Source organism: Catenuloplanes nepalensis, from assembly GCF_030811575.1.
GTDB lineage: Bacteria > Actinomycetota > Actinomycetes > Mycobacteriales > Micromonosporaceae > Catenuloplanes > Catenuloplanes nepalensis.
The window spans coordinates 883,103-897,770 of sequence record NZ_JAUSRA010000001.1 but is presented as its reverse complement, the minus strand read 5'-3'; the positions used below and the strand labels follow the sequence as shown (position 1 = coordinate 897,770).

Sequence of the window (14,668 nt, the reverse complement as noted above, 5' to 3'; positions counted from 1 at the left end):
CAGTGCCCTGGTGAGCTGGCCGCATGAGCGTCACCCGTGTGCCCGTCAGAATCGTGGTCGCCATCCTCGCCGTCCTGCTGATCGCCGTGCTCGCGCTGTTCGCCTGGCCGCTGGACAGTGACGGCCTGCACCCGCCGGCGCAGCGGCTGAGCGCGGACGCGGCCCGGGCCGCGATCGCGGAGCGGGCCGCGCGCGAGGAGGCGGAACCGGGACTGCGCGCCGAGTGCCGCTCCCGCGCGCTGCTGCACGACGCGCCGGTCGCGAAGTCGGTGCTGATGCTGCACGGCTTCACCGACTGCCCGGCGCAGTTCGCCGAGCTGGCGCAGGTCTACTTCGAGCGGGGCTACAACGTGTACGTACCGCTGGCGCCCCGGCACGGCTTCCCGGACCGGACCGCGATCGCCGGTATGCAGGCGCGCGAGCTTGCGGAGTACGCGTCCGGCGCGCTGGACGTGGCCGTGGCGCTGGGCGACGAGACCGGCGTGATCGGCATGTCCGGCGGCGGCGTGCTGGCCACCTGGCTCACCACGAACCGCGTCGACGACGTGCGTCACCTGCTGGCGATCTCACCGTTCTACCGCCCGGCCCCGTCGCAGGCGCCGCCGATCGTGATCAAGCCGTTCACCGTCCTGTTCGGCTTCCGGCTGGTCCCCGACGTGGTCAACGGCAACGATTTCTCGTTCGCCGCGCTCGCGCAGTACCTCCGGCTCGGCCTCACCATGGACACCGGCCGCGACGACGGAAACCTCGCCACGATCGCGGTCGTGACCAGCCCGAACGACGACTTCATCGACCTCGGCCGGGCGGTCTCCATCCCGCGGGACATCGCGGAGGGGCGCGGCCTGCGACTGACCGCGCGGGAGATCCCGGCCGACACCGGCATCGGGCACGACGCGGTCGACCCGGCCGGGCTCGGCGACGCCAAGGACGCGCTCTACGAGCAGTACGTCTCGCTCTACGAGGGGTGACCTCCGGCGCGCCGGGCGCGGCGCCGGCCGGTGGATGAGGCACGATCTTCAGGTGCTGTGGGCTGAAGATCTCGACACCTCCGTGCTGGCGCCGCGTCAGCGGGCGATCCTCGGCGTCATCCGGGACTGGGTGGTGCGGTACGGCTACTCGCCGTCCACCCGGGAGATCGGCGACGCGGTCGGGCTCGCGTCGACCTCCTCGGTCAGCCGGCACCTGCGCACGCTGGAGGAGCTGGGCTTCCTACGCCGGGGCCGGACCGCGACCCGGCCGGTGGACGCGCGGATGTTCCTTGACGGCGGCGGTGACCGGCCGCGGCGCGACGAGCAGACCGTGGGCGTGCCGCTGGTCGGCACGATCGCGGCCGGTGCGCCGATCCTCGCGGAGGAGACGGCCGAGGAGACGTTGCAACTGCCCCGCGACCTGGTCGGCCGCGGCACGCTGTTCAGCCTGCGCGTCCAGGGCGACTCGATGGTCGACGCGGCGATCTGCGACGGCGACATCGTGGTGGTCCGCCAGCAGCACGAGGCGTACAACGGCGACATCGTGGCCGCCATGATCGACGAGGAGGCCACGGTCAAGGTCTACCGCCGCCGCTCCGGCCACGTGCTGCTCGAACCGCGCAACCCGGCCTACGAGCCGATCGACGGCGACCGCGCCACCATCCTCGGCAAGGTCGTCTCGGTCCTCCGCCGCGTCTAGAGGCTCTCGCCACGCCTCGGCCCTGATCGAAATAAAGCGAAGATCAAATTCTGAAAGCGGATCTTCCCGCTTCCGGCGTGGTGCAGCCCGCATGCTCCCGCGGGCTCCAGTCCCGCCGTGGCCAGGCAAACCCACGCGACTCCCGCCGCTTCGGTCGCGTCCACCGGTGGATGTGTCATACGCGGGGCGCAGAATGTGGGTGTGCTGGTGGCGGCGGTTCCGGGGGAGGACCGCGGCGGGCGACTCGCTCCGCTGCGCGTCTCCGGCGCGCCCGTGGGGCGGGTCACGCCGGTGGCGGATCTGGCCGCGGCCGTCGCCGGGTGGGAGCGGCGGGAGCATCCACGGTGGCTGTGGGCGAGCACCGACTCGATATATCCGGGGCTGCTGCGGGCGGGGGCGCGGGTCGACCGGTGTCATGACCTGGAGCTGACCGAGACGCTGCTGCTCGGCTATGACGGGCGCTGGGGTGAGCCGCGTGCGCTCGCCGCGGCCTGGGCGCGGCTCTCGGGTGGGCCGGTGCCGCGCGACCCGCCGGCCCGGCAGGCCGAGCCGCCCGGCGGCGGGCAGCCCGCGCTCTTCGACGCCGGGCCGCCACCCGCGGAGATCGGCACCGATCCGCTGACCGCGGTCACCGAGGTCTACGCGGACCAGGCCGGGCGGATCGCACGCACGGCGTACCCCGGCAGGTTTCGCCTGTTGGTCGCGGCCGAGTCGGCCGGTGCGCTGATCGCGGCCGAAATGGGCCGGGCCGGGCTGCCGTGGCGGGCCGACGTGCACGACCGGCTGCTGGTCGAGTTGCTCGGGCCGCCGTCCCCGGTCGGCGGGCCGCCGCGCCGCCTCGCCGAACTGGCCGGGCAGATCAACGACGCGTTCGGCGTGCGCGGCCTGCACGTGGAGTCCCCGGCCGAGCTGCTGCGCGCGTTCGCGAAGGCCGGTTTCGACCTGCCCAACACGCGCCGCTGGGTGCTGCGCGACGTCCGCCACCCAGCCGTGCCGTTCGTGCTGGAACACAAGGAGCTCTATCGCATCTGGACCGCGCACGGCTGGGCCTGGCGGGACGCCTGGGTGCAGGACGGCCGGTTCCGCCCGGAGTTCGTGCCCGGCGGCGTGGTCTCCGGGCGCTGGGCCACCCGCGGCGGCGGCGCGTTGCAGATCCCCAAGGTCGTCCGGCGTGCCGTGGTCGCGGACCCCGGCTGGAAGCTCGTGGTCGCGGACGCCGGCCAGCTCGAACCGCGTGTGCTCGCCGCCGTCTCCGGCGACGCCCGCCTCGCCGCGGCCGGTGCGGCCGGCGACCTCTACGCCGCGCTCGCCACCGACTCGTTCGGCGGCGACCGGGCCAAGGCGAAGATCGCGTTGCTCGGCGCCATGTACGGGCAGACCGGCGGCTCCGCGATCCCCGCGCTCGCGGTGTTGCGGCGCAGCTATCCGCGGGCGTTCGACTACGTCGAGGCGGCCGCGCGCACCGGCGAGCAGGGCGGCCTGGTCCGCTCCTGGCTCGGCCGCACCTGCCCGCCCCCGTCCGCCTCGTTCGCGGCCGACGGCACGCTGCTCACGGCCGACTCCGGCGACACCGGCGGCGGCTCCGACGACGGGTCACCGCGGGCCCGGCCGGACGCCCGCGCGCGGGGCCGCTTCACCCGCAACTTCGTCATCCAGGCCACCGCGGCGGAGTGGGCCCTGGTCCTGCTCGCCACGCTCCGGACCGCGCTCGCCGGCACCGACGCCCAGCTGGTCTTCTTCCAGCACGACGAGGTCATCATCCACTGCCCCGCCGACCAGGCCGCGTCCGTCGCCACCGCGGCCCAGCACGCCGCCGACCAGGCCGGCCGCCTCCTCTTCGGCGACTCCCCGGTCCGCTTCCCGCTCGATGCCTCCATCGTCGACTGCTACGCGGACGCCAAGCCCTGAGACATTCGACATTCCCGGTTCCGGCGTGGTCGCGGAGGCTCCGGTCAGGGATGGGCGGCCGGGTCCCGCGGGCACCGGTTCCGGCCCACACGATCCAACCCACCCCGTCACCGCGCCGGGTAGGGGTCACGGCGTGATCGATCTCAGCTACAAGTGAGCCTGTATGGCGTCGAGGTGTCGGCGGTCGCAAGGCACCGGGCGCCTCATGTCCGAGATGTCGGCATTTAGTATCCAGTTGAAGAGCGCTCCTGACTTCGATGCTGAAAGGCCGGAGCGCCCCGGGTGGGGAGCGTCCCTCACCCCGCGCCGAAAGGCTTACAGTGCTTCCCGACTGCGGGATCGATCATGCGAAAGCAATTAGTGATACGTGGAGCACCGTATGAGGCCCTCATACGGTGCTCCACGTATCACTAATCAAATTGAAGGGCGACGGCCGGGTGGCTTTAAAGCGATATTTCGGGCGTCGCACCCGCAGTGCGCGCGGCATTTCCACAATGTGGAGGCATTTTCCCGCCATGCGGAAGATCGGTCGGCTGTCAGGATCGATCTTCCGCGATACGGGATCGATCTTTGCGCTGGAAGCAGCCGGAAGGCGACGCGCGGGGTGAGCCGTCATGATCTCCACGGCGCGAGGTTGATTTCCGGATGTAGCAACGTTCGAGGAAAGATCGCTTGCGCGATTGTGCCTCACTTCTTCAGAATTGCTGCTTGGAGGGTTATTCAGCGTGTAGCGATCCGGCAGCGCTGGCCTGCGGCGACGCGGCGCCGACTCAGCCCTGCTGAATAAGCCTCTTGATATGGGGTCGCGGGGGAATAACTTGGTTCCCGGGGTCAGCGGAGCCGTTCCTGGCAAGGGATTGAGGCTTATTCAGCGCGTCGGCAGTGAGGCTTATTCAGCGCGGCGAGCCAACGCCGCGCTGCCGCAGGCCGGGCCGCCTGACGAGGGCGACGCTGAATAAGCCTCAGTGCCGGCCTGCGGCGACGCGGCGTCGGCTGGCCCCGCTGAATAAGCCTCAGTGCCGGCCTGCGGCGACGCGGCGTCGGCTGGCCCCGCTGAATATGCCTCAGTGCCTGGCCGGACAGACCAAGTGTTCCTCGGCGAGCACTAAGCCTCCCGGTGTTCACTCAACCGTCGATCGAGCGCGAATTCACGAACAGGGGGCATGACCAGCGCCTCGGCCGACACGAGGCTCCACCACTACGCGCATGTCGCAAAATTCCGGACAGACGCGCAGAGGTGCGATCCCTGGAGGCTTATTCAGCGCCGCCCTCGTCAGACCGCGCGGCCTGCGGCGACGCGGTGCCGGTTCGCTGCGCTGAATAAGCCTCCTGGTTCGGTTTCGGGATGTGCGAGGGCTGCGGAAGCGAAAGGAAATCGCGTGGGGTGGGGTGACCAGCGATGTCACCGGCTTCGCCGCGGCGGCCGGAGCGGAGCGCTGGCGGAGTCGCCGGCCTCCGCGCGGTTTGCCCGCTCCGAGCATGCGGGCCGCACCGCGCCGGAAGCGGGAAATGCACTGGAGGATTCTGGGCCGGAGGCCAAAAAGGACATGGGGACGGCCGGTGAGCCGTCCCCATGCCGAAAGCGGAAGCGCTTACTTGACCGCGCCCGAGGTCAGGCCGGACTGGATCTGGCGCTGGAAGATGGCGTAGATGACGATCATCGGGAGGATGGCCATCGTGAGCGCGGCGAAGAGGCCGCCCCAGTCCGCGTCGAAGCCGGCGCTGGTGGAGATGTTCGCGATGCCCTGGGTGAGCACCCACTTCTCCTCCGCGCCCTCGCCCTGCAACAGCGCGAGCGGCAACAGGTACTGGTTCCACTGGCCGATCACGTTGAAGATCGTGATGCTGATCAGGCCGGAGCGGGCCATCGGCATCATGACCTGGAAGAACAGGCGCGTGTGTGACGCGCCGTCCATCGTGGCGGCCTCCGCCACCGAGTTCGGCAGCGACTTGAAGAACGCGGCCAGGAAGAACACGGTGAACGGCAGCGAGTACGCGATGTAGACCAGGATCAGGCCGACGTACGAGTTGAGCAGCCCCAGGTTGCGGACCACGAAGAAGAGCGGGACCAGCGCCAGGAAGACCGGGAACGCCAGCCCGGAGACGAACAGGTAGTAGATCGCCCGGTTGCCCCAGAAGCTGTAGCGGGCCAGGACGTAGGCGGCCATCGCGCCGAGCAGCATGGTGCCGGCGGTGCTGAGTGCGACCACGAACACGCTGTTCAGGAAGTACTGGCCGACGTGCGCCTCGGACCAGGCGCGGGCCCAGTTGTCGAGGCGGAGTGCGCCCGGCATCGTCCAGGCATCGCCGAAGATCTCCTCGTTGGTCTTGAACGAGGCCAGGAACGTCCAGACCAGCGGCGCGATGATGAGCAGCGCCCAGACCGCGAGGAACGCGTGGCCGAATCCTGCCAGGAGGTTGACCTCGCGCCGGGTCTTCTCCGGGGACGGGGCGGCGCTGGACGCGGCGGCGGGCTTGACGGTATCGACAGCCATGACAGCCCTCACATCTCCACGGATTCGCGCCGGCTGACCCGGAGGCTGAGCGCGGCGAACGTGATGGTCAGGAAGAAGAGCGCCACGCCCATCGCGGACGCGTAGCCGTACTTGGAGTAGGTGAACGCGTTCCGGTAGATCTCCATGCCGATCACGGTGGTGGAGCCGTCCGGCCCGCCCTGGTCGACCGAGAGCGTCTGCACGATGGCGAACGCGTCGAACGCGGCGATGCCGAGGTAGACCCAGGCGACCTGCAGCGTGTCCCAGAGCAGCGGCAGCGTGACCCGGAAGAACATGCTCATCCGGGTGGCGCCGTCCAGCATCGCGGCCTCGTAGATGTCCTTCGGGATGTTGGACATGCCGGCCGAGAAGAGCACGACGTAGAAGCCGACGGCCTGCCAGACCAGCACCGCGATGATCGACCACAGTGCCAGGTCCGGGTTGATCAGGAAGCCGATCGGCTCCAGCCCGACCTTGGCGACCAGGCTGTTGATCATGCCGGAGCCGTCCGGGCGGTAGATCGCCTGGAACAGCACGCCCAGGATCGCGACCGCCAGCACCTGCGGGAGGAAGAAGACCACGCGGTAGAACTTGGAGCCCCAGACGCCGGTCATCACCCCCTTCTGGGAGCCGCCGCCGACGTTGAGCATGAACGCGAGGAAGAGCGCGATGACGATCGTGATCAGCGGCAGGGCGAGCAGCAGGATCCCGTGGTGCTGCAACGCCTTCCAGAACACGTCGTCCTGGAACAGCCGCGTGAAGTTCTCCAGGCCGACGAACCTGCCGGGAGACAGCCCTCGCCAGTTCGTCAGCGCCATGTAGAACGCCTGCGCGTACGGCGCGATGACGAAGACGACGTAGATCGTCACGGGGGCCGCGAGGAACCCGATGACGAACGGGTACTTGCCGTGCCGCATGTGGACCAGATCCTCAGGAAAGGTGGGCGGGACGCCCGAGAAGGACGCCCCGCCCGGCGAACATCAGCGAGAGAACTTCGTGATCGACGAGTCGGCCTTGATCGCGTCGGCCTTCTTCTGCATCCGCTCGCAGAACTGGTCCGCGTTCTCCCGGCCGAACATCAGCGCGTTGGTGGCGGTGCGCAGCTCGGTGTCGAGCTCCTTGTACCAGCTGTCGAAGCGGTAGGAGAAGACGCCCGCACCGGCCGCCTTCAGCACCGCGGAGGCACTGGTCAGACCGGGCGAGAGCTGGATGCCCTCCTCCGCGCCGGCGACGGCGGTCAGCGACTTGTTGAGCTCGATGAAGCCCTTCGCGCCCTTGGTCGACAGCATCTGCCGCATGTACTCCATGCCGCCGCGCGGGTTGGTGCCCTTGGCGGAGACGAAGTACGGCTCGCCCGCGGTCGCGTAGAGGCCGGTCGGCAGCGTGTCCGACGCGCCGGCCGGGACCGGCATGACCGCGTAGTTGAAGCCCTCCGGCGTGGAGGCGGCCTGCTCGGCCTCCAGCCACGAACCGGACGGGTAGAACGCGACCTTGCCCTGGTTCTGCTTGAGCTGCACCTCGGTGTGGATCAGACCCTCGTCGGCCTTGTCCATGTACTTGGCGCCGATCTCGGCCCACTGCGCCGCGGCGGCCTTGACCGCGGGGGCGGTCCACGCGCCGTCGGCCAGGTTGTCGATGTTCTTCAGGATGTCCGGGCCACCCGCCTTGGCGGCCGAGGCGAGGATCACCAGGTACTGGTAGTACGGCGCGTTCTTGCCGGCGTACGCGTACGGCGTGATGCCCGCGGCCTTGATCGTGTCGAGCAGCTTGGTGAAGTCGGCCCAGGTGGCGGGAACGGTCCAGCCCTTGTCCTTGAACAGCTTCTCCGAGTACCACAGGCCGTAGACCGTGAAGACGTAGTTCAGCACGAACGGCTTGCCGTTGTACGTGCCGGACTCGACGGTGCCGGCGACCAGCGTGTCCGAGACCTTCTTCGCCGGGTCGTCCACGGACGGGGCCGCGAACAGCTCGGTGAGGTCCTGCAGCTGGCCGTCCTGGATCAGCGTGCCGAAGTCCATGAACTTGGTGCCGGAGTTGTTCACGAAGTCCGGCGGGGTGCCACCGGCGAACCGCGGCTGCAGCGTGGTCGCGATCTCCTGGGTGGCGGAGTGCTTGATCTGCGCGTTCGGGAACTTCGCCTTGTACAGCGGCTCGTGCACGTCGGTGGCGTACTTCTCGCCGTAGCCGCCGTTGAAGATGACCACCTCGAGCGGGGCGTTGCCGTCCACGCCGAGCGGGTTCTCCGCGTTCTTCTCGCCTTCCGCCTGGTCGGCCGGCTCCTCCTCGCCACCACCGGTGACGCAGGCGGAGAGGAATCCCATGGCCGGCGTGGCCATCAGGCCGGCGGCCGCGGTCCGGCGGAGCACTGTCCGGCGGGTGAGGTCGTTGTCAGACATGGTGTCGCAGCTCCTTGATGACGAACTACATACCTGGGGCGGAGGGTTTCTACTCTTTGCGGCCCTTGTGCCCGTCGACTGCCCGGGCGGTGCGCTGAAAGGCCGCGTGGGAACGTTCGGTGGTCCGCTGCGCGACCGCGATGTAGAGCAGGTCCAGCACGACCAGCTGCGGGTGCCGCGCGGAGAGCGCGTCCGGCCGGAACGTGGTGGCCTGCGTCGCGGTCAGCAGGACTATGTCGGCCAGCTCCGCCAGCGGCGCGCGCGGGAAACTGGTCAGGGCCACGGTGGTCGCACCGTGACTGCCGGCCTCGGCCAGCATCTCGATCGTCTCGCGGGTCTGCCCGCTGTGCGAGATGCCCAGCGCGACGTCGCCGTCCCGCATCAGCGCCGCGCTGGCCAGCCCGTTGTGCACGTCGGTCCAGGCCCAGGCCGGCACGCCGATGCGGTGCAGGCTGAACTGGAACTCCTCGCCGACCAGCGCGCTTCCGCTGGCGCCGAAGATGTTGACCCGGTTCGCGGTGGCGATCGCGGCCGCCGCGCGCTCCACCTCGCCCAGGTCGAGAAGCGCGGCAGTGTCCTGCATCGCCCGGGTGTCCGCGGCCATCAGCTGGTCGAGCACGCGCCCGAGCGGGTCGCCCGGCTGGATCTCGCGCCCGATGTCGACCGTCCAGCCCGCCGCGCGGGCCCTGCCGGTCTCGGCCGCGATGTCCAGCCGCAGGTCCGCGTAGCCCTCGAAGCCGAGGGCGCGGCAGAACCGGGTGATCGTCGCCGGAGAGGTGCCGCTGCGCTCGGCCAGTTCCACGATCGTGGACCGGGCCGCGACGGCGGGGTCGGCGAGCACCTGTTCCGCGACCCGCTGCAGCGCGCCGGTGAACTCCGGCAGCCGCGAGCGCACGCGCACCAGGACGCCACCCTCCCGCGCGGAGGCGTCCGTCACCGCAGGGACCGCGGTGGTGTGCACCTCCGTCATCAACGCTCCTCCGAAAAGAATGTTTACTGTTTGGTGGTAAAACTTCTTACTGACGCCCCCCTTGTGTCAAGACTTCGGTTGAAGTTTTCAAACCGTTACCGAGCGCGCAGTCACGGTACGTTCACGCCGACGTGCTAAAAGGACCCTAAAGAGCCGCAGCGAGCTGCATAAACGCTGCTCACGGCATGGTTACTCGCGGTCAGCATGCCGTTTCAAGTCTTAACAAGATCGAAATCCATGAGGGTACGGCCGGCAACTCAGGCTTGGTCGCCCGCACTCCCGCGCCCCGGTCCGTGAAAATCCGTCTTACCGCGTCGGTCACGAGACGCGCGCACGAAAAAGCCGGCCACCCGTTCCCGGGTTGCCGGCTTTCTCGTGTTTTATGGCTTTTTACACCTGTGCGGGCGTCTCATCCGCGATCGCGGTGTCCGCTGGGAGCGTGTCCATGAACGAGCTCACCGAGAAGACCGCGTTGCCAGCACCGGGCGGGCCGTAGCCGGGCGGCGGCAGCAGACCGTTCGCGTCCATCACCGCGCGGTACCGGTCCAGCAGCCGAATGTGGTACTCCAGCGGAGCGCCCTCCGGGTTCATCTGGCCCAGTGGCGTCGTCGGCTCCGGGCACCAGGTGGTGAAGCGCGGCAGGATGCCCCGCGACATGAAGTACTCCAGGCCCTCGCCGGTCGAGTCGACCGCCTGCTCCGGCGTCGCGAAACCGGCCGGCGCCGCCATCTCGATTCCGGCCACGAAGTTCGGAATCACGTTGCGCGGGCCGAAGATCTCCGCCGAGTCGAGAATGCGGCGGTGCCATTCCTCGCGGCCGACATAACGCTCCTTGCCCGGGCAGTGCAGCTCGAACAACCGCTTGTCCCACACCTCGTAATTGGGGTGGTAAATGCGCACGCCGTAGTCGTAGAAACGCTGCACGTCCTCCTTGGGAAGCGCCTGCGCGACCACCTTGCCGATCCAGCGCCCGGGGAACCGCTCCTCGATCGCCTTCGCGTAACGGCCGTAGAAGTCCGCCTCGGCCAGGCCGTCCACCTTGGACGTGACCGAGCCGCCGGTCAGCGTGTACGCCTTCGAGGCGCCCAGCGTGTCGTGCTTGTCGATGATGTCGAGCGCCTCCAGCACCTCCTGCACCGGCTTCACACCGGTGTAGGGACGGCCGGCCGCCTTGTGCTGACGCCAGTTGTGGTTGATGTCGCAGTACTGGCATTCTTCCTTGGCGCCGAAGTACTGGCAGACCCGGAAAACGGTCAGGTAGATGAGGTAACCCCACTGAATCGTGGGCGCCACCTCCATCACCGACTTACCGTTCCGCAGCGTGTGCCGGTAATAGTCCGGCATCGGCGGCAGGCCCACGTCGGAGATCGCGCGGCCGTCCAGGAACAGCTTCGCGCGCCCCTCCTCGTCCGCCGCGATCCGGTACGGCGAGGCCGGATTGACCCGGACCGAGACCACGGTGCGGCGCAGATCGTACGGCCCGCCGGTCAGGATGATCTCCTCCGGCGGGCGGCGCAGCGCGGCCTCGCCCAACTCCGGCAGCGTGCGGTGGTCGAACGAGAAGATGAAGTACGACTTCGGCTTGACCTCGCCCTCGTCGCCGTCGGTCAGCATCGAGCCGTCGAAGGCGACGCCGCCGCGGAGCAGGTCCTCCTTGATGACGGCCTCTTTCGGGATGTGCGGGAACCTTGCCATCAGGTCCTCGATGACGTCGGTACGCCTGTCCATCGCCGCGATCTCCGTCCTGCCGTGTTTACACCCGGCTCCCAGTCTGTACCTCATCACTTGTACTCGGCGAACCGCCCGGTGGCACTTACCGTTGTGCCGCCTGTCACGGCCCGCCGCCGTGCCGCCTGTCACGGCCCGCCGCTGTGCCGCCTGCCACGGCCCGCCGCTGTGCCGCCTGCCACCGCCCTCTCCGTGATCCAAGCGTTTAGAACGACATGAGTGACGCCTGGATCACGGACGTAGGGCGATGGGGATCACGGCAGCAACGCGACCGCGGCCTCGCGGGACAGGGCGAGGCCGCGCGCGACCGCCTCCGCGAACGCGGCCGCCCCCAGCTCCGCGGTCAGCCCGTCGGTGAGCATCGCGATGTCCAGGCTCAGCCGGTCCGGGCCGCCCCGGATCGTCTCCGCCGCCCCGAGCAGCTCCGCGGCCTCTGCCGGGCGACCCTGCGCGCGGCGCACGAACGCGAGCGTCACCCCGGCCCGGGCCAGCACCGGGACGTCCGCGATGCGCCGCGCGGCCGCCACCAGGCCCGGGATCATCGCCGCAGCCGGCTCCGCATCGCCGCGCTGCGCCGCGATCACCGCCAGCCCGCAGCCGATCAGCACGTCGATCTGCGGCGGTGCGGTGCGGGCCGCGGCCATCAGCTCGCGCGACCGCAGCAGTCGCGCCTCGGCCCGGTCAAGGTCGCCGAGCGCGGCGAACGCGGCGCCGAACGTCACGTTCGCGAACGACTGCGCGCGCAGCGAGCCGGACAGGTCGCACTCGGTCAGCACCGCCTCGAACTCGGCCCGCGCGTGCTCCGGGCCGCCCGTGCGCGCCGCGATCAGCGCACGCCAGATGCGCTGGTGAGCCACGTCGTCGGTCACGTTCAGCGTGCGCAGCAGCGAGATCGACTCGTCCAGTACGGCCAGCGCCGCGTCGAACTCACCCGCCAACGACAGCGCCTCGGACAGCTCGGTCAGCGAGCCCGCGAGCCCCATCCGCTCCCCGAGGTCGCGGAAGATCCCGGACGCGGTCTCCAGCTCGTGCCGGCGGCCGGCCGGATCGCCGTCGTTCTCCCGCACGTGCGACCGGATCAGGTGCATCATGGCGCGCAGCCACGGGTCCGGCCCGGCCAGGTGCCGGTCGATCACCGCCAGCGCGGCCGGCATGTCCTCCGCGTAGATCGGCAGGCCGGCCTCGATCAGCGCCAGGAACGGATGGCCCCGGTCCGCGTCGCCGAGCCCGTCCAGCAGCGCGCGGATCTCGGCCGGCCCGGCCGCCTGGTCGACCTCGGTGAATCGCGGCATCAGGCGGCCGACCAGCACGATCACGCGCGCGGCGGCCGGTGCCGGGCCGGGCAGCGCACCGGCGATCTCGCACCACTCCAGCGCCTCGTCCTGCTTGCCGGTGATGATCCAGTACATGCCGAGCGCGGCGGTCATTCGTACCGCCAAGTCGGAATCGTGGGTTTCCGCCGCGAACCGCAGTGCCGCGATCAGGTCGTCGTGCGCGCCGTCCAGTTTCGCCAGCCATTCCAGCTGTTCCGCGCGGCGCAGGTGCGGCTCGGCCTCCTCGGCGAGCGCCAGGAAGTGCCGCGCGTGCGCCGCCCGGGTCGCATGCGTGCCGCCGGAGGCGTCCAGGCGCTCGGCCGCGTACGCCGCGATGGTGTCCAGCATGCGATAGCGAGGCTCGGCCGCGGACGCGGTCTGCACCAGCGAGCGGTCCACCAGCGAGAGCAGCACGTCGCCCGGGACGTCGCAGACGGTCTCCGCGTCCGCCAGCGTGAACGCGCCCGGGAACACGGCCAGCCGCGCCGCGAGCAGCGCCTCCGCGTCGTCCAACAGATCCCAGCTCCAGGAGACCACCGCGCGCAGCGTGCGATGGCGAGGCAGCGCGGTCCGGCTGCCGCCGGTCAGCAGCGCGAACCGGTCGTCCAGCCGCCGCACCACCTCCTGGATCGGCAGCGCCCGGAGCCGCGCCGCGGCCAGCTCGATCGCCAGCGGCATCCCGTCCAGCCGGCGGCAGACCTCCACCACCGCGCCCACGGTCGCCGCGTCCACCGCGAAGTCCGGCCGCACCGCGACCGCCCGGTCCCGGAACAGCCGCACCGACGCCCAGCCGAGCGCTTCGGCCGCACCGGCGTGCGGAGCGGGAAGATCCAGCGGGGGTACGGGGCAGAGCGCCTCACCGGCGATCCCGAGGCGCTCCCGGCTGGTCGCGATGATCCGCAGTCGCGGGCAGCTGCCGAGCAGTTCGTCCGCGAGCCGGGCCGCGCCCGCGATCACGTGCTCGCAGTTGTCCAGTACCAGCACCGCGTCATGCGGCGCCAGCAGCTCCACCAGCCGGTCGATCGTGCCGCCGGGCGCCCGCGCCGCGCCGAACGAGGTCACCCGCAGCTTCTGCAGCGCCCCGAGCGCGGCCTGCGCCACATCCCCGTCCGCCGCCACCGGCGCCAGCTCCACCAGCCAGACCCCACCACGCGGTACGCCCCCGGCGGCCGTGTCGCGCGGGCCCTCGTGGATCTCGTGGGCGACCGTGGTGGCCAAGCGGGTCTTTCCGGCACCGCCGGGACCGACCAGCGTGACCAGGCGACCCTCGGTCAGCTGCTTGATGAGCAGCGTGCGCTCGGCCTCGCGGCCGACGAAGCTGGTGATCGGTGCGCGCAGGTTCGTCCCGGCCATCGGTGCGGCGGCCGGCCCCGGGCGGTGGCGCAGCGCGGCCAGGTGCACCGCCTGTACCTCCGGCGACGGGTCCACGCCGAGCGTGCCGGCGAGCCGTTCGCGCAGCTCCGCGTAGACGGTCAGCGCCTCCGCGACCCGGCCGTCCGCGATCAGCGCGCGCATGCGCAGCGCGTGGATCCGCTCCCGCAGCGGGTGTGCGGCCTCCAGCTCGCCCAGCTCCGCGATCAGCTCGGCCGGCACACCGGCGTCACCGGCCGCAGCCAGCTCCGCCTCGGCCCGGTCCTCCGCCGCGGCGAGCCGCAGTTCCTCCAGCCGGGCCGCCGCGCCCTGCGCGTAGGGCGCGTCCGCCGCGTCCGCGAGCGCGGCACCGCGCCACAGGCGCAGCGCGTCGCACAGCACCGCACCGGCCTCCGCGGGCCGACCGGCTCGGAGCGCCTGCCGGCCCTCCGCGACCAGCCGCTCGAACCGCACCGCGTCGACGGCGTCGGCCGGCAGCTCCAGCACGTAACCGGCCGGGGTCGAGCGGAGCACCGCACCGTCCGGCAGCGCCCGCCGCAGCCTCGACACGAGCTGCTGGATCGCGCCGACCGGGTCGCCCGGCGCTTCCTCCGCCCACAGCGCGTCCGCGAGCGTCGCGACGGAAACGGCCCGGCCCGGCTCCAGCGCCAGCCTGATCAGCAGCGCGCGCAGCCGCCCACCGGCCACCTCGACGGCCACCCCGTCGGCGGCCACCTCCAGCGGCCCCAGAATCCCCACCCGCACCAGCCCACTGTCTCACCCCGGCACCCGCACCGACTCCCCCACCGGGCGCAGCCCGCCGTCATCCCTGCGACGTAT

The 14,668-nt window shown here is 70.7% G+C and carries 10 protein-coding genes; 3 read left to right on the top strand and 7 right to left on the bottom strand.

From position 1 onward, the window contains the following. Positions 1–23 precede the first annotated feature (23 nt). From J2S43_RS03775 to J2S43_RS03765, 3 genes are all read left to right on the top strand, one after another. Complete coding sequence (locus J2S43_RS03775; RefSeq protein ID WP_306827146.1) at positions 24–968, top strand: alpha/beta hydrolase; 945 nt, start codon at positions 24–26, stop codon at positions 966–968. A gap of 34 nt (positions 969–1,002) precedes the next feature. Continuing rightward, positions 1,003–1,668 (top strand): transcriptional repressor LexA, encoded by a 666-nt coding sequence (gene lexA / locus J2S43_RS03770; protein WP_370881595.1) that lies wholly within the window; start codon positions 1,003–1,005, stop codon positions 1,666–1,668. Positions 1,669–1,869: 201 nt separating this feature from the next. Next, positions 1,870–3,576: a bifunctional 3'-5' exonuclease/DNA polymerase gene (locus J2S43_RS03765; RefSeq protein ID WP_306827144.1), complete on the top strand. Its 1,707-nt coding sequence runs from the start codon at positions 1,870–1,872 to the stop codon at positions 3,574–3,576. 388 nt (positions 3,577–3,964) lie between these two features. Here the strand turns inward: J2S43_RS03765 and J2S43_RS03760 are convergent, their stop codons facing one another. The 7 genes from J2S43_RS03760 to J2S43_RS03730 all read right to left on the bottom strand — a co-directional run bounded on the left by J2S43_RS03760 (position 3,965) and on the right by J2S43_RS03730 (position 14,593). Then, complete coding sequence (locus J2S43_RS03760) at positions 3,965–4,201, bottom strand: hypothetical protein (protein ID WP_306827143.1); 237 nt, start codon at positions 4,199–4,201, stop codon at positions 3,965–3,967. Between the two features lie 967 nt (positions 4,202–5,168). Next, positions 5,169–6,071 (bottom strand): carbohydrate ABC transporter permease, encoded by a 903-nt coding sequence (locus tag J2S43_RS03755; RefSeq protein ID WP_306827142.1) that lies wholly within the window; start codon positions 6,069–6,071, stop codon positions 5,169–5,171. Between the two features lie 8 nt (positions 6,072–6,079). Continuing rightward, positions 6,080–6,988, bottom strand: coding sequence for a carbohydrate ABC transporter permease (locus tag J2S43_RS03750; RefSeq protein ID WP_306827141.1), 909 nt, complete (start codon positions 6,986–6,988; stop codon positions 6,080–6,082). Between the two features lie 63 nt (positions 6,989–7,051). Further along, positions 7,052–8,467, bottom strand: coding sequence for an N-acetylglucosamine/diacetylchitobiose ABC transporter substrate-binding protein (gene ngcE / locus J2S43_RS03745; RefSeq protein WP_306827140.1), 1,416 nt, complete (start codon positions 8,465–8,467; stop codon positions 7,052–7,054). A 49-nt stretch (positions 8,468–8,516) separates the two neighbouring features. Continuing rightward, a complete protein-coding gene (locus J2S43_RS03740; protein WP_306827139.1) occupies positions 8,517–9,437 on the bottom strand; it encodes a MurR/RpiR family transcriptional regulator in 921 nt (306 codons plus the stop codon). A 390-nt stretch (positions 9,438–9,827) separates the two neighbouring features. After that, a complete protein-coding gene (locus J2S43_RS03735; RefSeq protein WP_306827138.1) occupies positions 9,828–11,165 on the bottom strand; it encodes a radical SAM protein in 1,338 nt (445 codons plus the stop codon). Between the two features lie 254 nt (positions 11,166–11,419). Then, positions 11,420–14,593 carry an AfsR/SARP family transcriptional regulator gene (locus tag J2S43_RS03730; protein ID WP_306827137.1) on the bottom strand — a complete coding sequence of 1,058 codons (3,174 nt, stop codon included), beginning with the start codon at positions 14,591–14,593 and terminating at the stop codon, positions 11,420–11,422. Positions 14,594–14,668 lie beyond the last annotated feature (75 nt).